Source organism: Mediterraneibacter sp. 210702-DFI.5.30, from assembly GCF_020560115.1.
In the GTDB taxonomy this organism is placed as follows: Bacteria; Bacillota; Clostridia; order Lachnospirales; family Lachnospiraceae; genus Mediterraneibacter; species Mediterraneibacter faecis.
Genome location: NZ_JAJCME010000001.1, coordinates 122,902 through 147,456 on the forward strand (window position 1 = coordinate 122,902; position 24,555 = coordinate 147,456).

A 24,555-nucleotide genomic window follows, 5' to 3' on the forward strand; every position below is an offset into this window, starting at 1 on the left:
GAACAATCTATATGAATCAGTTATACTAAGTAATGGAAATGTCCGTGTCGGTTGATTTTGTAGTTGACACGGAAGTGAACAGTCACGAATGAGGTTCATGTCAATGTCAGAAAAGAAAAGTAATGGTCAGGTTCCGGAAGAGGGTCCTGACGGGAAAAATTTAGAACAGTCAGAAAAAAAGGAATCTTTTGCATTTCTCGAAGAGACGATAAAACCAAAGAAGATCAGCAGACAGCAAGGAATGAAACAGCTCATCCGGATTGCAATATGCGGACTGGTTTTAGGAGGCTCTGCGTGCCTGGGATTCTTTGCATTGCGCCCGCTTGCACAGCATTTATTTCCTGAAAAGACACAAGTTGTGACAATCCAGGAGGACAATCAATCAGAGGAAGATTTAGCAGAAGGTGACGACACGACAGAGCAGAATGACGCGCAGAATCAGCAGGAGATCAGTTATGTACAGATGATGTCCAAAGCATATGAGAAAGCACTGACAGCGAAGAAGAGTGTGGTATCTGTTACGAAAGGAGCAGAACAGGAGAACTGGAATGCAGAAGCGACCGGAATTGATGAGAGCGTATCTGGTGTGATCGTTGCGGATAACGGACCGGAGATACTGATTTTGTCCTATGCTTCGATCTGCGAAGATGCAAAAGAGTGGTGCGTTACATTTTCAGATAAATCAGAATATAAGGCAAGCCTGAAAAAAAAGGATAAAAATAGTGGATTTGCAATATTTGCGGTAGATAAAAAAAGCCTTTCAGATGCCACATGGAGTGCTTCAAGTGTAGCATCACTTGGCAATTCGAATCTGACAGAACAGGGTGATGTTATATTCGCACTGGGAAATATTTTCGGTTATGCCGGAGGAAGCGGTTACGGAATTGTCAGTTCGTCAAACTATAAAGAAATCGGACGCGACGGAGAGTATAGTGTGATTGCAACCGATATGAGCAGTGCATCCGAAGGAACAGGTATTTTATTCAATCTGGATGGAGAAGTGATCGGAATGATTTCTTCTGATATCTGGAAAGAACGTGGAATACGTACTGCGAATGCTTATGCGATCTCAGATCTGAAGTTGGTTATCCAGCTGTTAGCGAACGGTGCAAGTGTACCTTATATCGGTGTGTCAGGAACAGCAGTGACAAGTGGAATTCAGAAAGAAGAGGGCATGCCGTCAGGAATCTATGTGATTGACGTGGCAGCAGATTCACCTGCAATGGCAGCGGGAATACAGAGTGGAGATGTGATCTGTTCTGTGAATGGAGAGAAAATTGTAAGCATGAGTGCTTACCATAAACTGATGTTGACACTGAAAGTAGGAGATCAGATCAAAGTGGAAGGGAAACGCCGAGGATCTGAAGGATATGTAGATATTAAATTTGATGTTACGATTGAAAGTAAAGAATAACAAGTGAAAGAGGCAGAAAATGAGATTTATAGATGGATTATGCGAGGGAGAAACAATCAGGAATGTATATCTTTGTAAAGGAAAACGTTCCGCAGAGACAAGAAATGGAAAGCCGTATGATAATCTGATCCTTCAGGATAAAACAGGAACATTAGATGGAAAAGTATGGGATCCGAACTCCCAGGGAATCGCGGATTATGATGAGAAGGACTTTATCGAAGTTTTTGGAGATGTGATTAATTATAACGGAAATCTTCAGTTGAACATCCGTCAGATCAGAAAGGCGGAAGAGGGAGAATACAATCCGGCAGACTATATGCCGACAACAGATAAGAGTGTAGACGGAATGTACGAGGAACTGACAGCTTATATTCGTCAGATTTCTAACAAATATTTAAGACAGGTGTTGGAATTCTACTATATAAAAGATGAAGCATTTATCAAAAAATTCAAGGCACATTCCGCAGCGAAGACAGTACATCACGGATTTTCCGGAGGATTGCTTGAACATACACTCAGTGTAACTCGTATGTGTGATTATTTTGCAACAAGCTACTCTATTTTGAATAGAGATCTGCTCCTTAGCTCTGCAATTCTCCATGATATTGGAAAAGTGAAAGAACTTTCTGATTTTCCGGACAATGATTATACAGATGAGGGACAGCTGATCGGACATATTGTGATCGGTGTCGAGATGATCGATGATGCGATTCGTTCCATCCCGGATTTTCCGGCGAAGCTTGCTCATGAACTCAAGCATTGTATCGTGGCACATCACGGTGAACTGGAATACGGTTCTCCAAAGAAACCGGCACTGGCAGAGGCAGTGGCACTGAATATGGCAGATTCAACAGATGCAAAGCTTCAGACATTGACAGAACTGTTTAAAGGAAAAACAGGAACAGAATGGCTTGGATATAACCGTCTGTTTGAGTCTAATTTAAGAAGAGCATCCGAGGATTAAATCTAACAATGAGAACAACAAGTGTCACTGTTTGCAGAATCTATGTGAGCAGTGGCTATTTGTATGATACAAGGGTCAAAAGGTCATGCGTTTCTTGCTTGCATGAAAAAGCATGACTTATTGACCCGCAAAACACCGAAAAGTAGCCATTTTTCGTAGAAAAATGAGCGGATTTGAGGTGTTTTAGGATTGCGAGAGCATGAAATGCGAAGCAATCCGTGTATCATAGGGGTCAAAATACCTTTTGACCCCAACATTTTTGTATAATTAAGAGTAAAATAGAAGAGAGAAAAGAATGAACAAGAATGATATTGTAACAGTTGAAATAACAGATATCGGAGTGAGCGGGGAAGGAATTGGCCATGTGGATGGTTACACGCTCTTTATCAAAGACGCAGTGATCGGTGATGTGATTGAAGCGAAAGTCATGAAGGCAAAGAAGAATTATGGCTATGCCAGATTGATGAAAGTTATCACACCGTCAGAATATCGCGTAGAACCAAAGTGTGCATTTGCCAGAAGATGCGGAGGCTGCCAGATCCAGGAAATGTCTTATGATCGTCAGCTTGTGTTTAAGGACCAGAAGATTCGTGGCAATCTGGAACGAATCGGTGGGTTCACAAAAGACCAGATTGATACAGTGATGCAGCCGGTTGTTGGAATGGAGCATCCGTTTGGTTATCGTAATAAAGCACAGTTCCCGTTCGGAACGGACAAAGAAGGCAATCCGATCACGGGATTCTATGCCGGAAGAACACATGATATCATTGCAAACACAGATTGCGCTCTTGGCGTAGAGCAGAACAAAGAGATTCTCGAGATCATTTTACAATATATGCGTGAAAACAAGATCAAATCGTATGACGAGAAGACTGGAAAAGGTCTGATCCGGCATGCATTGATCCGCTATGGATTCAAGACAAAAGAAATTATGGTCTGTCTTGTGATCAACGGAAAGAAACTTCCGAAAGCAGAGCGTCTGATTGAAAAGCTTATTCAGATTGAGGGCATGACAAGTATCACGATCAGTCCGAATACACGAAGAGATAATGTGATTATGGGAGATTCCTATGAAATTCTCTGGGGACAGGGATATATTACAGATTATATCGGAAATGTAAAATATCAGATTTCCCCATTATCATTCTATCAGGTAAATCCGGTACAAACAGAGAAACTATACGGACTTGCACTTGAGTATGCAGACCTCAAAGGTGATGAAACCGTGTGGGATCTGTACTGCGGAATCGGAACGATTTCCCTCTTCCTTGCCCAGAAGGCAAAACAGGTTTACGGAGTTGAGATTGTGCCGCAGGCAATCGATGATGCCAAAGAAAATGCAAAGATCAATGCGATTGATAACGCAGAATTTTTCGTCGGGAAGGCAGAAGAAGTTCTGCCGGAATATTATGCAGAGTATGAGCGAGAGCATAATGGCGAGACAGCTCATGCAGACGTGATCGTTGTGGATCCACCGAGAAAGGGCTGTGACGAGACACTGCTGGAGACAATCGTGAAGATGCAGCCGGAGAAGGTTGTGTATGTAAGCTGTGACAGTGCGACATTGGCGAGAGACCTGAAGTATCTGTGTGCGAATGGATACGAGATCAAGATGTGTAGAGGTGTGGATCAGTTCCCGCAGAGTGTGCATGTGGAGACATGTGTTTTATTGTCCAAACTAGGACAATAGTTGGATGATTCGATGACTGGAAAGTGAAGAATTATTATATAAGTCAACGAATACTAGGAAGCAGATGACTAGAATTTGAAGAATTGCTATATGAGTCAACGAATGCAATGTATTCGCAATATGGCAGAAGAGATTGTGTTAAATGAATTGATTTACAGGTAAACAAAGAGCTGAACAGGTAGGAAGAAAAATCCTATTTGTTCAGCTTTGGTGTTTATAAGGGGGCAAAGAAGAAGCATATTACAATTCTACTGCTAGTCGATTGATTTATGCATATTCCCATTATAATATGTGTGCAGGAGGTGAATATATGTATCAAATTAGTAATGAAAAATTCGGTTTATTTGTAACCGAATTAAGAAAGGAAAAGAATTTAACTCAAAAGGATTTGGCTGAAAAATTATATGTATCAGATAAAACAGTTAGCAAATGGGAACGTGGTCTTAGTATGCCCAATGTCGTATTACTCATACCAATAGCTGATATATTAGAGGTTACCGTTACAGAATTGTTACGTGGAGAAAAAATAGATACACAGAAAAATATTGATAGAAAAGAAATCGAGGAATTGGTAGTAGGTTCTCTCGATATGGCTGTTAGGGATTCTATTCATCAACATAGAAAAAACTGGATATTAGCATATTTGTTATGCCTTTTTATATCTATTACAGAAATTATTATCTTAGTTGTATCTGGAAGTTCATTAGCTGAGATGAAAGGGGATATATTGCTGGTTACAGGGTTAATGCTTTTATTTGGTGCATGGTTTTGTTTCTTTGCCAAAGACATGTTACCAACATATTATGATGCCAACAAGATAAATTATGTTTCACAAGGAATTTTTAGAATACATCTAGTGGGTTTATCCTTTAACAATGGAAATTGGATGTACATCTGTACAACTTTAAAAATTTGGACACTTGCAACGGTTGTTTTATATCCTCTTGCAGGTATTATAATAATCAATTGCTTCAATATAGCTTTATGGAATATTTTGAATAAAATTTTCTTAATTATGATATTAGGTGGTATGGTAGTTTCGATTTACATTATCGGGAAAAAATACGAATAATTAAATTACCTGTTATCGTTGTGGATATTACTAATTTACAACATTCTTCATGGGAAATATGGAATGCAGCAGAAGAGATTGTATTAAGAGAATTACTGTATATTTAAAGCATGGAAAGCTCCTTTGGGAGCTTTTTGCTGGTTATCAAGAAAGTATATAGAAAATGCATTAATCATATGGTATGATTTGAACAGAAGATAGAATTTTATGAAGTAAGAAGAATGTTTTGGAGAAATGTAACTTAGAAGTTACAGAATTAAGTTAATCGTGCCATATGGCTTGATTATAAAAGCAAAGATAAAAACGCAACGTACATCTTTGGTGTGCCAGAGCCGGTAGGTAGCCCGGCCGTCCTATATAAATAGGGTAAGTAACCTGCCCCTCCGGGTTGTCCATTCTTTGTTCAATCAATTTTAGGAGGGATTCTTATGGACAAAGTAAATGTAAAGCTGACAGTATTTTTTGAAGAGCCGTTTTGGGTGGGAATCTTTGAACGCATCGAAGATGGTAAGCTATCTGTGGCAAAGGTAACATTTGGTGCAGAGCCAAAAGATTGTGAAGTGCAGGAATATATTCAAAAGTGGTACTTCAGTTTGAAATTCAGTCCGGTTGTTGAAAATGTTGTAAAGGATATCAAAAGAAATCCGAAACGGATGCAGCGGGAAGTAAAGAAGCAGATGCTGGAAATAGGCATTGGTACAAAATCGCAACAGGCGTTGAAATTACAGCAGGAACAGAACAAGCAGGAACGCAAAGAGAAAAGCCGCAAGAGAAAAGAGGCAGAAGAGCAGCGAATGTTTGAACTGAAACAGCGAAAGAAAAGAGAAAAGCATAAGGGACATTAAAGTCCCTTGGGCTTTTACTCAAATCGAAAAGTGTTGAATAAAGCTTTCGGAAGGTGCTTCTATGAAGAAAAAAGTACTTGCAATTATGTTAGTTGCCGTGTAAATAATGTTGATTTCGACGTGTGGAAAAAAAGAAAAACTGTACGAAATTCCTGATCTATCGCAGTATAAGACAGATTATGTAGGAGATTCTTCGAATGTTATAAATATTGTAAACGGTCAAGAGTATCCGGAGGGATACTCATATGACAGTATAGAGATACAGTCTGAAACAGAGCCTTATGGATTAACAGTTTTTCTAAAAGATGAGCCGTCTGCAGTCAAACTTGAAGATGAATTGCAGGTTAATGCAGATATGACATTTGATTTGATTGGTAATTTGGGAACAATTGATTATAAAACAGCGGATAGCAAAGAAATTATTGCATCGTATGAACGGTGATATATTTTTAGTCAACTTTTAGACAATTTGAAGAGCGGAACATAAAAAGGCGTATGGAAGTTTTAAATCCATACGCCTTTTTTGAAAAACTCGTTTTTGAACAAGAGATTTGTAAGAACATATTATCTATTCAAAGACGGTTATAATTCCATATCATGTGACTTTTTCTTAGTCCGAGCAGGCTGATTTCGCCGTATTTTATACAAAAAACAAAGAGAAAAGGTATTGAGGGAAAATTGAGCTAAAATTGAATAAAAAATTAATTAAAATACTAACTTTTTCTACGGTAGGATTGTTATATTATGTAGAAAACGAAGGGGAGAATAAGTGAATGAAGTATAAAATGGATTCTTTGTTAGTACATCTAGCAAGAGCAGGAGATGAAGATGCGTGTGAAAAACTGGTCAAAAAATATTACCCAAGTATATATCAATATTGTTTGCTACATATCAATGATCCCTATGAGGCAGAGGATTTGACACAAGAAGTGTTTACACGTTTCTTTTCCAATTTATATAGATATAAAGAATATGGAAAAGTTAAGAATTATCTTTATACAATTGCCGGAAATACCGTTAAAAATTATTACAAAAAGAAAAAAGATATTCCATCAGAGGAACTGCTAAAATCAGAGAACTGTAGTAAAAATCATGTAGAAGAGCTAGGAGTCCGATTAACTATTGAACAGGCAGTGAGAAAGTTACCGGAAGAAATTAGAGAAACGGCAGTTTTATATTTTTTTCAAGAATTGAAACAAAGAGAAATTGCAGAATTACTTCACATAAAACTTTCGCTTGTAAAATATCGAATTGGAAGAGCAAAAGAACTTTTGATGAAAGAGTTGGAGGTGAAAAACTATGATGAACTATAAGCAACAAATAAAGGAATATAAAGAGGAGATTGAAAAAAAATATGTAAGGATTGAAGCAGAAAACAGAACAGTAAAAGCATGTCAGAATATTTTGTCAGAGTCAATTTTATCGAAACAATCGCATAGAACATCTTATTTTGAATTTTTGTATGAGCAGACAAAATTCATAAAAAAAAGATGGTGGATTTTACAAGGTTGTATTCTTATGTGTCTATGGATATGGTTGAGTAATTATACGTCAGACATAAAAGATATGATGAGGATTATGGGAATATCTGCCACAATATTTGTGGTTCTGATTGTCCCGGAAATTTGGAAAAACAGAAGAAATGGTGCGATTGAAATTGAACAGGCGTCTTATTACACACTGCGTCAGATTTGTACAGCAAGAATGTTAATGTTTGGAGTAGTGGATCTGGTGATCGTTATGGTGTTTTTGGCAATTACATATCAAACAACAATACTCTCGTTAAGTGATTTGGTGGTTAATTTTTTGCTTCCAGTAAATGTTTCATGTTGTATATGTTTTCGTGTATTGTACAGCAGATGGGAAAAATCAGAATATATAGCAGTGCTTTCCTGTCTGGCATGGATTTATTTATGGATGATGATTGTTGCAAATGATGTTATTTATCAGAAAATTGTAACTCCGGTATGGGTGGCTATGCTGATATTGACTTTTGTATATTTTATTTTTTGTGTTCAGAAGTCATTGGTATTTGATGAAAAAATTTTGGAGGATTACACGTATGAAATTAGAATTTAAAAATGTAACAAAACAATACGGAGAAGTAAATGCTGTTAATAAAGTGAATTGTGCTATGGAAAAAGGAATTTATGGACTGCTTGGAGTAAATGGAGCAGGAAAGACCACATTAATGCGTATGCTTTGTACGATTGTTCAACCATCAGAAGGACAAATATTATGGAATGGTAAAGATATATGGAAACTAGGAGGTGAATACCGAGAAGTTCTGGGATATTTACCACAGGATTTTGGATATTATCCAGATTTGACCGTATATGATTACATGATGTACATTTCTTCTATAAAAGGGTTAAAAATGCCGTTTGCCAGAAATAAAGTGAAGCAATTATTAAATCAAGTAGGAATGGAAAAATTCAGTAAAAGAAAAATGAAGAATTTGTCTGGAGGAATGGTTAGACGTGTAGGAATAGCACAGGCGATGTTAAACGATCCGCAAATTCTTGTCTTGGACGAACCTACCGCTGGATTAGACCCGAATGAAAGAATACGTTTTCGTAATTTAATTAGTGAATTGTCGGAAGAACGTTTGGTGCTTTTGTCTACACATATTGTATCGGATATTGAATACATTGCGAATAACATTATGTTAATGAAAGATGGAGAACTTTTTTATGCAGGTACTGCGGAAGATTTAGTATCTTCTATGAAAGAAAAGGTATGGCAATGTAATGTTTCGAGAAATATGATAGACAAATGTATGAATGAATATTTGGTTGGAAATATAAAAACAACAAAAACCGGAGCAGAGCTTAGAATTATTTCAATAGAAAAGCCAACAGAAGATGCTGTGGCTGTAGAAAAAAATCTGGAAGATGCATTTCTATTTTATTTTGGAGAAAAATCGGAGGAAAAACAAGATGCTTAAATTAGAATTAAAACGAATTTTTTCAAAGAAAATTAATGTATTTGCAATCGGATTGGCATTGATACTTGCTGTCATTTTTAGCGGATTTGCAGTTACAAGTAATCGCTATGTGGATGAGAATGGAAATGCTAGTACTGGAATTATGGCAACAAGAAAACTTACAGATAACAGACGAGCATGGAAAGGTACATTGACAGAAGATGAACTTGGAAAGGTTATAGAACAAAATAAAAATGCGATGACACAATCCTCAGAAGAAAATGCGATTTATGGAACGACATTACAACCGATAGATGATATTAGGGGTTTTATAATATCGGTATTAACACCGGATGCAGAATATGATGAAAGTGTTCTAAATCAAATTACAGAAGAAAATATACAAGAGTTTTATGACACTTATCATAAAAATATGGAAAAGATGGCAGAAGAATATGGAAAGACTTCTGTTCAGAAAAAATACTTGGAAAAGAAATACAATGAAATAAAATTACCAGTAGAATACGAATCTTATAGTTCGTGGGATACTATGATTATGTATGTAGAAACGTATTCCATTATTCTGGCAATCATAGTTGGTTTTATTTGTGCTGGAATATTTGCAGATGATTTTCAGACAAAAGCAGATGCAGTATTTTTCTCTACAAAGTATGGACGTACAAAAGCTGTTAAAACAAAAATACTGGCAGGAATAGTTACGACAGTTATGATTTATTGTATGGGAATTATATTACTTAGTGTGATTTGTTTTGGAATTATGGGAACCAGTGGTATGAATACACCCTATCAAATGTATCAGGCATATAGTATTTACATTATGTCATATGGACAATACTATTTGTTGACAGTTGTATGTGGATTTATAGCCAGTATGCTGGCGGCTTCAGTGTCTATGTTAGTAGCGGCTAAAATGCATACAATTAGTGTCGCTGTTTGCATTCCATTCTTTTTATATTGCTTATTGCCATTTATAGGACGGGCACTTTCTGGGTATACAACGCTTTTCAATTTGATACCAACAATTTTGACAAATGTACAGGCAAGTGTAAAAGTCCCACTTATTTATCAGATTGGGAATTGTGTATTTCGACAAATTCCGCTTGTAATGGTAATGTATACAGTGATGGCAATAGCCTTACTGCCTTTTATTTATAAAAGTTTTCGCAGATACGGAAATAGGTAAAAATTGTATTCATACTCATGAAAAACAAAGTAAGTAAAATATTTTCTGGAAAAATCAAAGCATAATTTGAAGATTTAAGGCGGGCAAGTTGCCCGCCTTAAATTTATGGTTAAGAATAAAGTAGTTTTAAAAGAAAGAGATGCCCGGAGTGATCTGGCAAATTTTATCGGAGAGAAGAAATACAAAAATATCTGTTGAAAGAAAAGTTGTTGCATGATATTATAACCGTAAATACGGAATTAAAATATGAAAATACGGATAAATGAAATGCAGGTGGAGAAAAAGATGATTATCAGTGAAAGAATTTTTTATGTGATGGAGCAGAAGAATATAACGCAGTTGGAACTCTCAAGAAGAACTGGAATTGCAACGAGTAACATCAGTGACTGGAAAAAGAAAAAGACAAATCCAAAAGCGGATTGTTTGCTTTCAATATGTGATGCATTAGAAATTACTCCTGATCAACTTTTAACGGGAAAAGAAATTGATCCGGAATATAAAGATGCAGATATGGATTATGAAGTTACTAAAGCGGATATTAGAATTTTGAAACAGATTCACAGCCTTGGAGATGAGCAGTATAAAAGATTGATGGCGTATATGAAAGCATTGCAGAAGCTGGAGCAGATGGAGCGTATAGTGGAGGACTAACCTGTGAAATCACAAATTGTGACTTCACGATAAAGGAACGACATAAGAAGCTTATAGAAATTGTAACCGATTTGTTTGGAGGAAGAATGGAAGAAACAAAAGAATTGATTACTACAGATGATATTCGTAGTAAAGTGTATATAATTCGTGGACAGCAGGTAATGCTAGATAAAGATTTGGCAGAAATTTATGGCTATGAAGTAAAAAAGTTAAATCAACAAGTAAAAAGAAATATAGAAAGATTTCCAGAAGATTTTATGTTTCGGCTATCTAATAGTGAAATTGATTCCGTGAGGTCACAAATTGTGACCTCACGGAAAAAGGATTTTTTTGCTGGGCAGGAAGGCGGACGTAGATATTTACCATACGCATTTACAGAGCAAGGAATTTATATGCTTGCAACAGTTCTTCGTGGAGAATTGGCGGAACAACAGAGTATATTTATTATGCGTACTTTCAGGGAGATGCGTCACTATATTAGGCAGAATCAGCAGTTTGTTACTAGAAATGAAATGGATCTTTTAACAGCAAAGGTTGGAACGATAACGGAGAGGCAGGATCGAATGGAGAATAAGGTAGATTCAATTCAAAAAGATGTGACTATCTTAGCAGATAATTTTATTACTGATAAAGACAAGAAGAATTTTGTGATTTATAAAGGCCAAAAGTTAGAGGCTGACATTGCTTACATAGAAATCTATCAGCAAGCAAAGAAATCAATCTATGTTGTGGATGATTATATGAATGCAAAGTCATTACAACATCTTTCTCAGAAGGCTGAGGGTGTGGAGGTTGTTTTGTTCACAGAAAATGGAAAAGGTGGGAAGGGATTTCTTACAAAATCTTTAGTGACAGATTTTCAAAATGAATATCCGGCTCTTCGGATTAAGCCTAATCCCGATTGTCATGACAGGTTAATTGTACTTGATTATGGTGAGGAAACAGAACTGGTTTATCACTGCGGAGCATCTAGTAAAGATGCAGGGAAGAAACTTTGTGCAATTAATCAAATTACAGAAACTTCAATTATTCATCCGGTGATAGATAGATTACTTTTGTTGCCGGATAAACCAATATAACTTATATCCGATTGGTACAATAGAAGATTATACAGTATAAAAATTTGTAAGAATAAAAACAGAATAAAGAAGAAAAAACAGCATAGAATACTTCTGAGCAGATATGGCTAAGAATGTTTTAGCGTATTGACGGGACATTTAAAATGACGTATATTAAGTTCAGTGATCGTTCTGTAGAAACTTGCGAAGTCTACAGGCGGGGGAGAGCTTGCGGGTCTCTCCCTCTTTTGTTATGGACTTTAGTCTGTTGAGTCCATCTACATTTTTCGTTGATCCGAAAAATGTAGATGGACGAAACAATAAACCACCCGCTATGCGGGTGCGCGTCGATTGTTATACAAAAAATTACCTTTCCGTGTACAATAAAGTTGTTCAGGCTATATTGTAGAAAAGAAAGGTAATTTATAGCGAAGAAAGAATATTCACTCGCACATACGAAATGGATGTGCAAATATCATATCGTCTTCACACCAAAGTATAGACGAAAAGTAATTTACAATCAATACAAAAAGGATATCAGAGATATCATAAAACAATTGTGCAGTTATAAAGGTGTTGAAATTATTGAAGGACATCTAATGTCAGATCATATTCACATGTTAGTAAGTATTCCGCCAAAGATAAGCGTATCATCATTTATGGGATACTTAAAAGGAAAAAGTGCACTTATGATATTCGATAAACACGCAAACTTAAAATATAAATTTGGAAATCGTCATTTCTGGGCAGAAGGGTATTATGTTAGCACAGTAGGATTAAATGAGGCAACAATAAAGAAATATATCTAGGAACAAGAAAAGCACGATATAGCAATGGATAAGTTAAGTGTAAAAGAATATGAAGCCCCTTTTAAGGGTTAATGCCAAGTAGTAACAATGCCCCTTAAGGGGTAGCGACGAGTTAAGAGCAATATGGCTTGAACGGAGCTGTGGGAAGGCTGTGCAAACAGAATTTCCATAGCCTAAAGAGAAAGCCAGTGCCTTGAGACGCTGGCCTAGTAATAAGGGCTTATAGCCCTAGAGCAAACCACCCGTTGGACGGGTGGTCCTGATTCCCCTTTACCTTTCAGAAGGCAAGGCAGAGGGTGTCCGTGGTGATATTGCCTTTGCACAGTCTTGTCTGGAAACAGGTAATTTCGGATTTTCTGGTTCTGCAGTAACGCTCGACCAGAATAACTTCTGTGGTATGGGAGTGACGTCTAATGGAATGAAGGGAAATTTCTTTGATACACCACAGCTTGGTATCAGGGCGCAGGTTCAGCATTTGAAAACCTATGCTTCACAGTGGATTTGAAGAATGAATGCGTTGATCCACGCTTCAAGTATGTCGCAAGAGACTGTGCGGAATATGTGGAGTGGCTTGGACAGAAAGAAAATCCAGCCGGAAAAGGATGGGCAGCAGGAGCCGGATATGGTGCAAAGATTATTACAATCTTAAATGCTATGATTGGAATTAAGAGCGAGGCAGCAGAACCGGAGGAAGTCTGGTACCGTGTGCGTAAGACATGGGCAGATTTTGACACGCAGAAAGGTGCATTCCATAGTTTGGAAAATGCCAAGAGGTGTGCAGATGAAAATGAAGGATATTCCGTATTTGATGAATCCGGTAAAGTGATTTATTCCAATGATACATTTACACCGTATCTTGTGAGAGTATCCATCGAAGATTTGAACATCCGCAAGGATCCGGGAACAGACTACGACAAAATAGGTAAGTACACCGGAAAAGGTGCTTTCACTATTGTGGAAGAAGCAGAAGGCAAGGGTGCGAGCCTTTGGGGGCTTCTGAAATCTTATCAGAAAAATCGTGATGGATGGATTTCACTGGATTATGTTCACAGGATTTAGTTATTAACATTGGAATATACAAATTAAAAAGAAAACGAAGCGCCACTTGACAAAAATAATATTTTATGTAAAAATTAAAAACAGAATAAAGTCAGGAGGTAATTTTGTTGGACGTGAATAGAAATACTCAAATTGTAATCAATGATGATTTACTCAGAAAAATTGTTTATTGCATTGAGAAAGCTATCGGGGATGATTTGCAACAATATTTAAGAGAAAATCATCGGGAAACTAATAATGCGATTATACTTCTAAGAGGGGACAATATCAATACAAACTTAAGAACACATGTGGTGAAAGATGATATCGATCTTGTTCCTTTCCAGAGGTATGGTTGGTCTGGAAGAATGGTCATTGATCGAAAAGAGCATATTACCTATTCGATAATGACAGAAGGTACATTGTCTGGCGTTCCCAAAAAGAAAAATCGTGAAAATCCACACTATTTACAATCAGTTCTTTATGTCGAAAATAAGGATTGTATTGCGAAAGAAAGACAAATGACATTAGAAGATTTTGGAATCACGATTTTTGATACAGATGTGTTGGAACAGGATTTTGAAAAAATTAGTCAGGGAATGATTAATGTAGAAGAAGATTATAAACATTATATTATTGCATATAAAGCGGAGAATGGGGAAATCAAAGATATTAAACTGCGGTTTTTAGATAAAGATTTTAATATTGTAGATGAAGCGTCTCTTATGCAATATATTAAACCAGACTTTGCACGGCTTACAGATATTGGGCCTTCAGAAGATACAGACGAAGATGCGAAGCCGGATAAGAAGGGCTTAGTTGCTATAAAGAGTGGTATAAAGCCAAAGCTTCGGGAAATCGAGAAAAAGGCCTGAAAATAAATTCAGGAGATATTGATTATGATAGAAAAAAAGTTTTACGGTGAGAGATTAAGAAGTGCAAGAATGTATAGAGGGTTGACGCTTACTGAATTAGCGAAGCGGACTGAAATCAGTAAGCAGTCAATTTCCTTATATGAGAATGATAATAACACACCAGATTATATGAAAGTTAGGCTCTTGGCATCAGAGCTTAACTTTCCGTATGATTACTTTTTTCAAAAGGATAGTTATGCTGCAAAAACAGAAACAACCTATTTTCGTTCATTGGCAAGTGCTACAAAGAAAGATAGAACAGCGCAGAGTATTAAGTTGGAATATGTAGCAAAAATGTATGAGATACTTTTGGAATTCATTTCATTTCCTGAAATGAATTTACCAAGTGTTGATTTTGTAGGATGTGATGATGTATTTGAGTGTGAGAACGAGGATGCAATTCAAGAAATAGAGGATATTGCTGCTCAGGTAAGAAAATATTGGGATATTGGTACTGGACCAATAAAGGATTTACAGTATCTTTTAGAAAAAAATGGAATAATTGTAACGGGATTTGATACCAACGAAGATAAAATAGATGCGTTTAGTCAGCGAACTATAGTGGCGGGAAATGATATTTATTTTATTGCAGTTGCATTAGGAAACAGACCAGAAGGCAGAATTCGCTTTGACATGGCTCATGAGTTGGGACACATATTATTGCATCCATGGAGTGAGGATCTGGAAGCTATAACAAAAGATGAGTTTAAAGCAAGAGAACGTCAGGCGAACATGTTTGCGAGTGCATTTTTGTTACCTAAAGACAGCTTTGGTAAAGACATTGCTTCATATCCTACAGATTTAAAATATTATCAGTTCTTAAAAAATAAGTGGAAGGTATCTATTCAGGCAATGATTTACCGGACACACCAGTTGGGCATTATGTCTGATAACCAGTATCAGTATTTAATGCGTCAAGTTTCAAAAAATGGGTGGAGAATTAAAGAACCTGGCGATGTACCATATTCCTTGAATGAAAATATATTTCAAGGAGCCATTGATTTACTGATAGAGCAAAATGTACTTACGGCGAAAGAAATATTGGATTTATTCAAAAAAAATGGAGTGACTTTATATCCAGAAGATATGGAGGAACTTCTTCATTTGCGTCCAGATACCTTAAAGGTAGAGGAAAAAGTTGTACCAATATTGCAGTTGCGAAAAAAATAAGTGATTAGTATGAAAAGATCAGGCGAAATGTCTGGTCTTTTTTTATCGAATAAGTTTGGACAGAGTGGAAAAAGAGTGGGTGGAAACCGCAGAATTGCTTGACTTTACAGGGGGTTAGAGTGATTTATACACTACCAAAAACGAAAGGAGTACTTATTTATATGGTGATTGCAGGAACGATAAATAGGGTGGCTTTTTACTGCAGAGTCAACCATCGTGACAGAGACTATGAAAAATATCTGGACGATGTAATGAGGCGGTTGAAAGAAGAATATGGAAAACAGAAATGTGATTTGCAGATATTCTTTGAGGAAGCTTCAGGAGCCGACCCGAACAGAAAAGAATTTAATCGTCTGAAAGCGGAAATCGCAGCAAAGAAGATAGATGTGGTGGTTACCATGAGGGCTGCCACGATTGCCCGTAACTGGGGACAGTTTATGGAGTTCATGCTGATTTGCAGTAAGAAAAATGTGGATGTGGTGTGCATTGACAAGGTAGAGGATGCACAAGCCATTTTCCGAAGGATTCAGGAGTTCCAGAAAAGGTTTTTTGAAGGAAGTGATGTAACGTGCGAGTAAAAGTGATTAACAAACGACCAGCTTCGGTCTTACAAAAGAAAAGGGTTTGTGCTTATGCCAGAGTTTCCACAGATAGAAGAAGACAGGAAGACTCTCTTGAAAATCAGATGGAAACCTATGAGAGACTGATTACCGGAAATCCAGAATATGAATTTATCGGAGTATTTGCTGATCAAGGCATATCCGGTTATTGTGAGAACCGACCACAGTTCCAGAGAATGATGGAGAAGGCAAGGGCAGGAGAGATTGACCTGATTATTACAAAATCTATATTGAGGTTTGCGAGAAATACCGTCACCGTTCTAAAGTTCGCAAGAGAACTGAAGGAACTGGGTGTCGGTATTTTTTTGAAGAACAGAACATTAACACTCTATCAGGGGACGGTGAGATGATGCTTGCCGTCCTCGCTTCTTTTGCTCAGGAAGAAAGCAGAAGCATGAATGAAAACAATAAATGGTCCATTCGGAAGAAGTTTGAGAGAGGGGAAGTGATGATTACCACTTCCCGCTTCCTCGGTTATGACAAAAACGAATATGGGGATTTGATTGTAAACCGAAAGGAAGCAGAAATTGTCAGTCTGACTTTTGACCTTTATCTAATGAATGTTGGCTCGTCAAGGATTGGCGAGCTGCTTGATTACCTGGGCGTGAAAACGGTGACGGGAACTACATGGGAAAGCGGGACCATCAATGGGGTGCTTTGCAATGAGAAATACAAAGGGGATTTTCATCTGCAGAAGTATTACACCCCTGAAAATAAAAGAAACCATACAAGGAAAAACAATGGGGAAGTGCAGAGTTATTACATTTCGGAAAATCACGAGCCAATTGTATCGCCGGAGGTATGGGAAAAGGTGCAGGAAGTCAGGGAACAGAGGAAGCGTGACAGGAATATCGGGCAGGACAGCACAATGAAGTTCCAAAACCGCTATCCCCTAAGTGGAATGTTGATTTGTCCTTACTGCGGAAAAACGCTCCGGCGCAGACAGGTTTACAAGAAGAAAATCCAATGGCTTTGCAGCACCTACATTGAAAAGGGAGTCAAGGCGTGTAAAGGGATAAGGATTGATGATGTCGAATTGCAGGGCTTGAACATTACGGAACAGACAGTGATTGAGGAGGTGGTTAAAAATGGCAAGAAGCATTACTGTTATACCAGTAAAGCAGATTTCGACTGCGGAATCAGGAACAGCACAGTCAGTGCAGAAATTGAAGATGGCAGCGTACTGCCGAGTGTCAACCGACCAAGAAGAACAGTTATTAAGCTATGAGAACCAAGTCAATTATTACACAAATTACATCAGTGAGAATCCACTCTATGAATATGCAGGAACTTATGCAGACGAAGGTATTTCAGGAATCAATACCAAAAAGAGGGATGAATTCAACCGTATGATTGCTGATTCCAGGGCGGGGAAAATTGACATGATTATTACCAAGTTCATTTCCAGATTTGCAAGAAATACGCTGGATTGCTTGAACTATGTGCGAGAGTTGAAAGATTTGGGGATAGGGATTATTTTTGAAAAGGAAAATATCAATACTCTCGATGCAAAGGGTGAAGTGCTGCTTACCATTCTTTCCTCACTGGCACAGGACGAGAGCCGATCCATTTCAGAGAACTGCACATGGGGAATCCGCAGAAGGTTTGAGACAGGGAAGCAAAAAATGAGTACAAAGCGTTTTCTTGGCTACGATACGGATGAAACGGGGAAGCTGGTAATCAATAGGACACAGGAGCCGATTGTGGTTCGGCTGTATCAGGAATTCATGGACGGAAAAACAACCGATTACATCAAGAGGATTTTTGAACGGGAAGGTGTGAAAAATTGGGATGGCGGTACGAAGTGGCAGTCCACAACCTTAATGAGTATGTTGGAGAATGAAAAATACAAGGTTGATGCCTTGCTGCAGAAAAGTTATACGGTGGATTTCCTCACCAAGAAACGTACACAGAACAAAGGAGAAATTCAGATGTTTTATGTGGAGGATGACTACGATGCCATCATTTCAAAGCGGATATGGGAATGTGTACAGCTTGAAATAAAACGCAGGAAAAAGTATCTGGAGGAGCATGGGACAAACTCCTATTCCCACCTGCCGGAAAGCAATCCATTTGCATCCAAGATAATTTGCGGAGACTGTAATAAAGTATTTGCACGGAAAGGCTGGCGGAGTAGTACGAGAGTTGACCGTAAGGTATGGCAATGTAGTGAACGCTACAAGGTCAAAGGAGTTATGGGATGTGCCAGCCGCCATGTAGAGGAAAAAACGCTGATAAAGGCTTATCTGATGGCTTGGAACGCATTGGTGGAGAACCGAGAGGACTTTATGGAGCAGTGGACGGAACAGCTGCAGAGCGAGAACCTCTTGGAAAGTTATCGGGCAGAGAAGTTCATAGAATATATCGATGGGGCAAAGCCTTTGACGGAGATGGATACGGACTTCATGCTGAAAACACTGGACCACATCAAGGTTTTTGAAGATGGAACATTGTTGATGGTCTTCCTGGACGGAACGGAGATTGAATGCAAAAATGAAGAGGAGTAAGAAAAGATGTCGATTGGGAGTTGCGATTCCTGATCGGCTTTTTTTCTTGCACTTTTTCCAGATAGTAAAATATAGATTGATGTGGTAAAATATAATGAACGGAATAAGATTTTCTTGTCAAGAAGGGATGAGTATTTTGATTCAAATTGATATAGTGGATTATGATAATTTATCAAGTCTTGGGATGCGGATAACAAAGTACGTTAATAGTAATTTGCGGGATATAGTACGGGTATTAATAGATATTCTTGAAACAGATCCGGAGTTTGATTTAGATGGATTTTTTCCAAGAGATTATCTTATGAGAAAACCGCAAGAGTGTAGAAATGCCGTCAATGAATTATATGAAATTATCTGTTCAAAAAATATCAGGGATTTTATTAAGCCTAAATATGAATATTTGCTATATGCAATATTATGCTGGTGGGAAGATTGTACAGATGATGAAGATGATTTAATAATAAATCCCATAGACGATGAGCTTAAAAGAGATTTAAATTATGATGATGGAAAGAATAGTTTAAAATTGATACAGGATTTTGAAGAATACTATTATATTTGTTTTCAAGATCATGATTTTTTACCAGAACAATTGAGTAGTATGGTTATGTTATATCTTAGAAATCCGAAGTTGCTAGAAATGTTCTTTCAACATGATAATCTTGATGATTACATTGATTTAATGGAATGTGATTTGCGGGATAGATATTTGGAGACGCAGAGCGAGAAAAATAGAGGTTTGTGTAATTCATTGTCCGAGAATATTGTAATGGAATTGATATCTGTGATTAAACGTTTCCAGAAACGTATTGTCCATTTTGAAAATCGAGATGAAGTGGAAATTACTGCAGATATCCAAGATGCTATTGCAGGAAGTCTGAATAGTAAGTATGATTTGCACATTTCACGTGAATTTACAATGGGGCGAGCTATTAAAAAATTGGGTGAAACAGATTTATATATATACGCAGAGAAGGACGGACATGTTACAGATTATGCAGTGCTTGAGAATAAATATATCGAAAACTTTACAAATCAATATAACCAGTTGATGGGATATTTAAACCCTAATTTCGAATTTGGTATTACGTTATCTATGAATAGAGAAATGTCCCTAAAAAAAGGATTTGATGAAATAGAGAATAAGTTGAAGAGTATCAAAGGGGATTTTCAGCCAATCAGAATTCAAAGAATCGGGGAGAGGGATACTTTAATGATTACTAGCGAACATGTTGTTCCTGAAACCGGTAATAGGATGAAAGTATTTCATATGATTTTTCAACTGAACGATAAAGAACGGAAAGAGGCGGCAGCATCAGCAAGAAAAAGGTAAAATGTATTTCGGTTGACATATTTTTAGCATATATTAAAAACTTCTGTCTTGTACATAGATATTAGGGAGGATTAGATGTCTGACCTGAAAAAAGAGATAAGATTCAAAAATTTACCATTATTGTTAAAAGATATGGAAATAAAAAAATGGGTTATTGATTCTTTTTTCTTTCCATATAAAAATAAGAATTATATTGTTATCTTAAAATTGTATAGAGAAAACGAAAAAAGACCTTCAAAGTATGCAAAGGCAACGGTTGAATTTATAAAGCAGGAAAATGTAAATGTATCAATTAAGGGATATCTTGATTTTTATAATGTACATTTTGATAGTGCGTATGAATTCTGTGAATTTTTCGGTGTTGAAAAAGGTAACGCCAATAGAGATTTGTTTGAAGATTTTTCTGCTATATTTTCACGTTATATACCATCAGAAAAGGTGATTGTGAAGTCTTCAGAAGAGAGGCTACTTATTGGAAGAAGAACAGAGGGCAATAATCCTAATGCGATATATTGTTTTGATGTTAGAAGAAATGGTAAAAAAGAAGATGGGACGCCTAATGGAAGAAGTGTTGAAAATAGCAATAAGGCAGAAATATTAAGACCAGATTTGTACAAAAGATATTTTAGTGATACAAACTTGAGTTTTTTCTTTTCTGATGATCCAACAGAAGAAAGAACAGATAGAGAAATAATTGAGAGTTTTGCTAAAAGAAAATAATTAAAATTATAGCATACGAGGTATATTGTTAATGATAATTTCAAAGAGGCTTGAAGATGCAGAGTTTATTATGTCGAAAGATGAACTGACATATTCTGCTGTTATCGAGGACTTTAAAAATGCAAGTCAGATACATATTTTGACGTATAATATTTCAAAAGACCAAAATGTCTTATTAAAAGCGTTGAAGGATTGTGAAAAAGATACAGAGATATGTATTGTATCAAATATTCCGGGACGTTGGGAATCCTATTTTGGAAAAACCTATGCAGATAAGGCCAAAAGAAGCATTTCATTATATAAAAGTAAGTTGTCTCCACAAAAGATTGCGGATAAAGCAGAGGTTTATTTTTGTTTTTCAAATCATGCAAAAATTATTATGACTGATAATATTGCGTATGTAGGATCGTCAAACTTTTCTGAAGAAAGTGTAGACAATTTTGAGTCGGGCTTTATAAGCAGAGATGTTGATTTTATTGAATTTCTACAAGAGGAAGTGTTTCCGTGGATTATTGATAGTTCTAGCGAATATAAGACAGATGAAGAACTTTTGTTTTTAGAAACGGCAATACGAAAGAGTATTGCAATGTTTGGAGCAATGCATGAAGAGTATTATCAGATGTTTTATTTACTCTCAGATCATAGGGGAATAGAAAAATGGTATTATAATACTACAAGCAGTGTTTTACACACAAGAGACTTAGAGAAGGCAAAGGAGATATGTTATCAATACCTGGAATTATTAAAAAGAGTTAATAAAATATTTGACTTGCGTGTGTTCTATGAAAAGGGAATTGATAATTTGGATACTGTGATAGAAGAAGCAAGCCATACGATTGAAAATATGGAGATGCTTTTTATGGGAAGTGTCTATGATTTGGCTAAGTTTGATGAACAAGATTTCGTGGATGAATATCTTAGTGAATGCTATGCTGAGGCTTATGATGAAAAATTAGATTATTATGTAGATAAAGCTATGAGTGCAGCAAGTAACGCATTTGCTGAATTGGCGGAGGAAGCTAAAGATGAAGCTGATATGTTACTTAGGCAAATTGAGGAGTTGGAGACTTTAGCGAAAAAAGTACTGAAATTATTCAAATCATTACCATTGAATGATATAAGAATTGATAATACAAAGAAGTAAGTGGTTTTAGCTGGGGTAAACGCTATCTCCCTAAGTGGGACATGAACTTTTTCGCAAAAGACTACGGTTTCGCTATTTAGTATAAGAAGTAACTTTCACCGCATGTGGAGACGGTTGTTCTTTTGTCCCAACAAAAAACCAGATGATTATATTAATGTCACGATTGAACTTGATGATGTGGATATAACATCTGCAGAGACTAAGTCAACATATGATGAGATAAAGAAGTATGTGGCTGAACATAATGCTGGCATGAAGGTCTCCAATCTGTATATTTCACAGGTAAGGAAAAAATGCGGAATTGAAGTTGGAAAGAATTTGCGCGTTGTAACGAGGAGAATGGACTGCTTGCAGGGCAATTCGACGACTGCCGCGACAGACTTGGAACTTGTTCCAAGTCCTAATTTACCTAAAAATGAAGATAGCAGGCAGCCACAGTGCCCAGAAGATAAAGAAAGTGCAATTGTGGAGGCATTGAAGCATTTTAAGATGAATAGTTAATAAAGAGAGGTGCATATGTTATGCCAGGTATACTCGTGGTTGAAGATGATGAAAATTTAAATCGTGGAATTACATTTTCACTGAAAAAATCCGGATATGAGGTTTTTTCAGCAGAATCAGTGAAAAAAGCGAAAAGAATTGCAAGTGATAATAATGTGGATGTTACCATTTGTGATGTGAATCTTCCGGATGGGAATGGACTGGAATTTGTAAGGTGGATGAGATGCAATTATAATACATACATTATTTGTCTTACAGCACTAGATCAGGAGATGGATCAGGTCATGGGATATGAAGCAGGGGCAGATGATTATATTACAAAGCCGTTTAGTCTTTCGGTACTTCTTTTGAAAATAGAAGCACATTTTCGCCGCAGACAGGAGAAAACGGAAGCCGGAAAGATGATTTCGGGAGATATCGTATTTATTGCAGGAGAAATGAAAGTCCTGATAAAGAGTCGTGAAATCAGTCTGACAAAAACGGAGTTGAAATTGCTGACTTTTTTTCTTCAGAATCCGAAACAGATTCTTTCAAAAACACAAATATTGGAAAATGTGTTTGATCTGGAAGGGGATTTTGTGGATGAAAATACAATCGCTGTCAATATCAGAAGGCTCCGTGAGAAAATTGAAGACAATCCGGCTGCACCGGTCTATATAAAGAATATCAGAGGTCTTGGGTATATATGGAATCAGGAGGTAAGGCAGTGACAAAGAGATATCGCAAGAAGATTACAGTAGTACTCTCCTTGGTATTACCTGTCATATTATTGTTTGCAATATTAAATTGCTTTACCACGTATGTGTTTTATGAAGATTATAAATATAAAATGAATCTTATGACAGAGATTGCTGCAAAGGAAGAATTTTCCGGGCTGGATGCTGTTTCGGAATTGCTTAAGGATAAGGATATTGAAACTAATGAACAGGGAAGGCGATTATTGGAGCAATATGGATACTGGGGGAATAAAGGGAATGCATTTTATTCGCAATTCCGGCATCAGGTTATGGTGACCGGTGCTGTAAGCACTGTGATATGCGTGCTTCTTTTGACTTTTTTACTTTATTGGAAGAAAAAAGAAGATGCGTGTTATCAGAAAATTTTAGACCAGTTGGAAGAAATTCTGATCAGATTCCGTGAAAATAAATTTGATGATTTACTGAAAACGGAAAATCATGCAGAACTGGAAAAATTGAATGACCAGCTTGAAGCAATCGGACATCATATTCAGTTGATAAAGGAAGAAGCAAGGGCAGAAAAGGAGAACACGAAAGAAATGGTTTCTGATATTTCTCATCAGTTAAAGACACCGGTTGCAGCTTTGGATACATGTTTTAGTGTGCTGATGCAGAATGACTTAAGTGCTACAGAACAGGAGGAGTTTCGTATCCGTTGTCGGAGTGCTCTGGATGGACTGGAGACATTATTGCAGTCGCTTCTTGAAATATCCAAGATGGAAACTGGACTGATTCAGATTAATAAGAAAAAACTTCCGCTTATGGATACTGTCATATCTGCTGTGAACCGCACTTATCCTAAAGCGGATGAGAAAGAAATTGAATTCGTTTTTGACTATGAAAAAGAGCTGGAAACATGCACGATTATGCAGGATAAAAGGTGGCTTGGTGAAGCTGTGATCAACGTTCTGGATAATGCGGTCAAGTACAGTCCGTGTGGTTCAAAAATATTTATCCGATTACAAAAAAGAAACTATCTTGTAAGAATGGAAATTGAGGATCAGGGAATTGGTATTCCGCAGAATGAGTATCACAAAATTTTTCAACGATTTTACAGAGGAAGTTCCAAGGAGGTCATGGAAAAGAGTGGTACAGGAATCGGACTTTTTCTATCGAGAGAAATTATCGAAAAACACGCAGGTACGATTACGGTAACCTCCGGCAAAAAGAAAAAAGGAAGCACGTTTGTGATTCAATTACCATATGTTGGTTAAATTTTAAGTGAGCAGAAATCTTAC

The 24,555-nt window shown here is 37.0% G+C and carries 23 protein-coding genes and 3 pseudogenes; all 26 read left to right on the plus strand.

Annotated elements, in window-relative coordinates; all coding sequences use genetic code 11:
• The first annotated feature begins 103 nt into the window (after window positions 1-103).
• The 26 genes and pseudogenes from LI126_RS00570 to LI126_RS15670 all read left to right on the plus strand — a co-directional run bounded on the left by LI126_RS00570 (window position 104) and on the right by LI126_RS15670 (window position 24,531).
• The gene (locus LI126_RS00570; protein ID WP_227164617.1) at window positions 104-1,414 is read left to right on the plus strand and encodes a S1C family serine protease; all 1,311 of its coding nucleotides are present in this window, start codon (window positions 104-106) and stop codon (window positions 1,412-1,414) included.
• Window positions 1,415-1,433: 19 nt separating this feature from the next.
• Window positions 1,434-2,378, plus strand: coding sequence for a 3'-5' exoribonuclease YhaM family protein (locus LI126_RS00575; protein ID WP_227164618.1), 945 nt, complete (start codon window positions 1,434-1,436; stop codon window positions 2,376-2,378).
• Between the two features lie 295 nt (window positions 2,379-2,673).
• A complete protein-coding gene (gene rlmD, locus LI126_RS00580) occupies window positions 2,674-4,068 on the plus strand; it encodes a 23S rRNA (uracil(1939)-C(5))-methyltransferase RlmD (protein WP_227164619.1) in 1,395 nt (464 codons plus the stop codon).
• A 310-nt stretch (window positions 4,069-4,378) separates the two neighbouring features.
• Window positions 4,379-5,140, plus strand: a complete 762-nt coding sequence (locus tag LI126_RS00585; protein ID WP_055171802.1) for a helix-turn-helix domain-containing protein — start codon at window positions 4,379-4,381, stop codon at window positions 5,138-5,140.
• 428 nt (window positions 5,141-5,568) lie between these two features.
• Window positions 5,569-5,985: a YjdF family protein gene (locus LI126_RS00590; RefSeq protein ID WP_055171800.1), complete on the plus strand. Its 417-nt coding sequence runs from the start codon at window positions 5,569-5,571 to the stop codon at window positions 5,983-5,985.
• A 106-nt stretch (window positions 5,986-6,091) separates the two neighbouring features.
• Window positions 6,092-6,427, plus strand: a complete 336-nt coding sequence (locus LI126_RS00595; RefSeq protein WP_226901391.1) for a DUF4825 domain-containing protein — start codon at window positions 6,092-6,094, stop codon at window positions 6,425-6,427.
• Window positions 6,428-6,758: 331 nt separating this feature from the next.
• Window positions 6,759-7,298, plus strand: a complete 540-nt coding sequence (locus tag LI126_RS00600) for an RNA polymerase sigma factor (protein ID WP_055171798.1) — start codon at window positions 6,759-6,761, stop codon at window positions 7,296-7,298.
• Window positions 7,285-8,064 (plus strand): hypothetical protein, encoded by a 780-nt coding sequence (locus tag LI126_RS00605; protein ID WP_055171795.1) that lies wholly within the window; start codon window positions 7,285-7,287, stop codon window positions 8,062-8,064. The genes LI126_RS00600 and LI126_RS00605 overlap by 14 nt, the downstream gene beginning before the upstream one ends.
• Window positions 8,048-8,932: an ABC transporter ATP-binding protein gene (locus LI126_RS00610; protein ID WP_055171793.1), complete on the plus strand. Its 885-nt coding sequence runs from the start codon at window positions 8,048-8,050 to the stop codon at window positions 8,930-8,932. The genes LI126_RS00605 and LI126_RS00610 overlap by 17 nt, the downstream gene beginning before the upstream one ends.
• Window positions 8,925-10,115, plus strand: coding sequence for an ABC transporter permease (locus LI126_RS00615; RefSeq protein WP_055171790.1), 1,191 nt, complete (start codon window positions 8,925-8,927; stop codon window positions 10,113-10,115). The genes LI126_RS00610 and LI126_RS00615 overlap by 8 nt, the downstream gene beginning before the upstream one ends.
• A gap of 285 nt (window positions 10,116-10,400) precedes the next feature.
• On the plus strand, window positions 10,401-10,766 hold the full coding sequence (locus tag LI126_RS00620) for a helix-turn-helix domain-containing protein (protein WP_055171822.1): 366 nt from the start codon (window positions 10,401-10,403) through the stop codon (window positions 10,764-10,766).
• Window positions 10,767-10,852: 86 nt separating this feature from the next.
• Entirely contained in the window at window positions 10,853-11,845 is a 993-nt protein-coding gene (locus LI126_RS00625; protein ID WP_055171788.1) for an ORF6N domain-containing protein, read from the plus strand.
• A gap of 404 nt (window positions 11,846-12,249) precedes the next feature.
• Window positions 12,250-12,705: pseudogene (gene tnpA, locus LI126_RS00630) on the plus strand (IS200/IS605 family transposase).
• 187 nt (window positions 12,706-12,892) lie between these two features.
• A pseudogene (locus LI126_RS00635) lies at window positions 12,893-13,692 on the plus strand (glucosaminidase domain-containing protein); the annotation flags it as partial.
• A 113-nt stretch (window positions 13,693-13,805) separates the two neighbouring features.
• A complete protein-coding gene (locus tag LI126_RS00640; protein WP_081021313.1) occupies window positions 13,806-14,546 on the plus strand; it encodes a DUF5986 family protein in 741 nt (246 codons plus the stop codon).
• A gap of 24 nt (window positions 14,547-14,570) precedes the next feature.
• On the plus strand, window positions 14,571-15,755 hold the full coding sequence (locus tag LI126_RS00645) for a helix-turn-helix domain-containing protein (protein ID WP_055171782.1): 1,185 nt from the start codon (window positions 14,571-14,573) through the stop codon (window positions 15,753-15,755).
• A 119-nt stretch (window positions 15,756-15,874) separates the two neighbouring features.
• Complete coding sequence (locus tag LI126_RS00650; RefSeq protein WP_226901093.1) at window positions 15,875-16,333, plus strand: recombinase family protein; 459 nt, start codon at window positions 15,875-15,877, stop codon at window positions 16,331-16,333.
• Window positions 16,324-16,725: a recombinase family protein gene (locus LI126_RS15745; protein ID WP_318270262.1), complete on the plus strand. Its 402-nt coding sequence runs from the start codon at window positions 16,324-16,326 to the stop codon at window positions 16,723-16,725. The genes LI126_RS00650 and LI126_RS15745 overlap by 10 nt, the downstream gene beginning before the upstream one ends.
• 44 nt (window positions 16,726-16,769) lie before the next feature.
• On the plus strand, window positions 16,770-17,603 hold the full coding sequence (locus tag LI126_RS00655; protein WP_319638617.1) for a recombinase family protein: 834 nt from the start codon (window positions 16,770-16,772) through the stop codon (window positions 17,601-17,603).
• Window positions 17,548-18,882, plus strand: a complete 1,335-nt coding sequence (locus LI126_RS00660) for a recombinase family protein (protein WP_055171777.1) — start codon at window positions 17,548-17,550, stop codon at window positions 18,880-18,882. The genes LI126_RS00655 and LI126_RS00660 overlap by 56 nt, the downstream gene beginning before the upstream one ends.
• 94 nt (window positions 18,883-18,976) lie before the next feature.
• Complete coding sequence (locus LI126_RS00665; RefSeq protein ID WP_226901094.1) at window positions 18,977-20,215, plus strand: folate receptor family protein; 1,239 nt, start codon at window positions 18,977-18,979, stop codon at window positions 20,213-20,215.
• A 75-nt stretch (window positions 20,216-20,290) separates the two neighbouring features.
• Window positions 20,291-20,935, plus strand: coding sequence for a DUF6037 family protein (locus LI126_RS00670; RefSeq protein WP_055171773.1), 645 nt, complete (start codon window positions 20,291-20,293; stop codon window positions 20,933-20,935).
• A 31-nt stretch (window positions 20,936-20,966) separates the two neighbouring features.
• Window positions 20,967-22,079, plus strand: coding sequence for a phospholipase D-like domain-containing protein (locus tag LI126_RS00675; RefSeq protein WP_055171770.1), 1,113 nt, complete (start codon window positions 20,967-20,969; stop codon window positions 22,077-22,079).
• 101 nt (window positions 22,080-22,180) lie between these two features.
• A pseudogene (locus tag LI126_RS00680) lies at window positions 22,181-22,580 on the plus strand (hypothetical protein); the annotation flags it as partial.
• Between the two features lie 20 nt (window positions 22,581-22,600).
• Window positions 22,601-23,290, plus strand: a complete 690-nt coding sequence (locus LI126_RS00685; RefSeq protein ID WP_055171768.1) for a response regulator transcription factor — start codon at window positions 22,601-22,603, stop codon at window positions 23,288-23,290.
• Window positions 23,266-24,531, plus strand: coding sequence for a sensor histidine kinase (locus LI126_RS15670; protein WP_196020287.1), 1,266 nt, complete (start codon window positions 23,266-23,268; stop codon window positions 24,529-24,531). Before LI126_RS00685 ends, LI126_RS15670 begins: the two co-directional genes overlap by 25 nt.
• Window positions 24,532-24,555 lie beyond the last annotated feature (24 nt).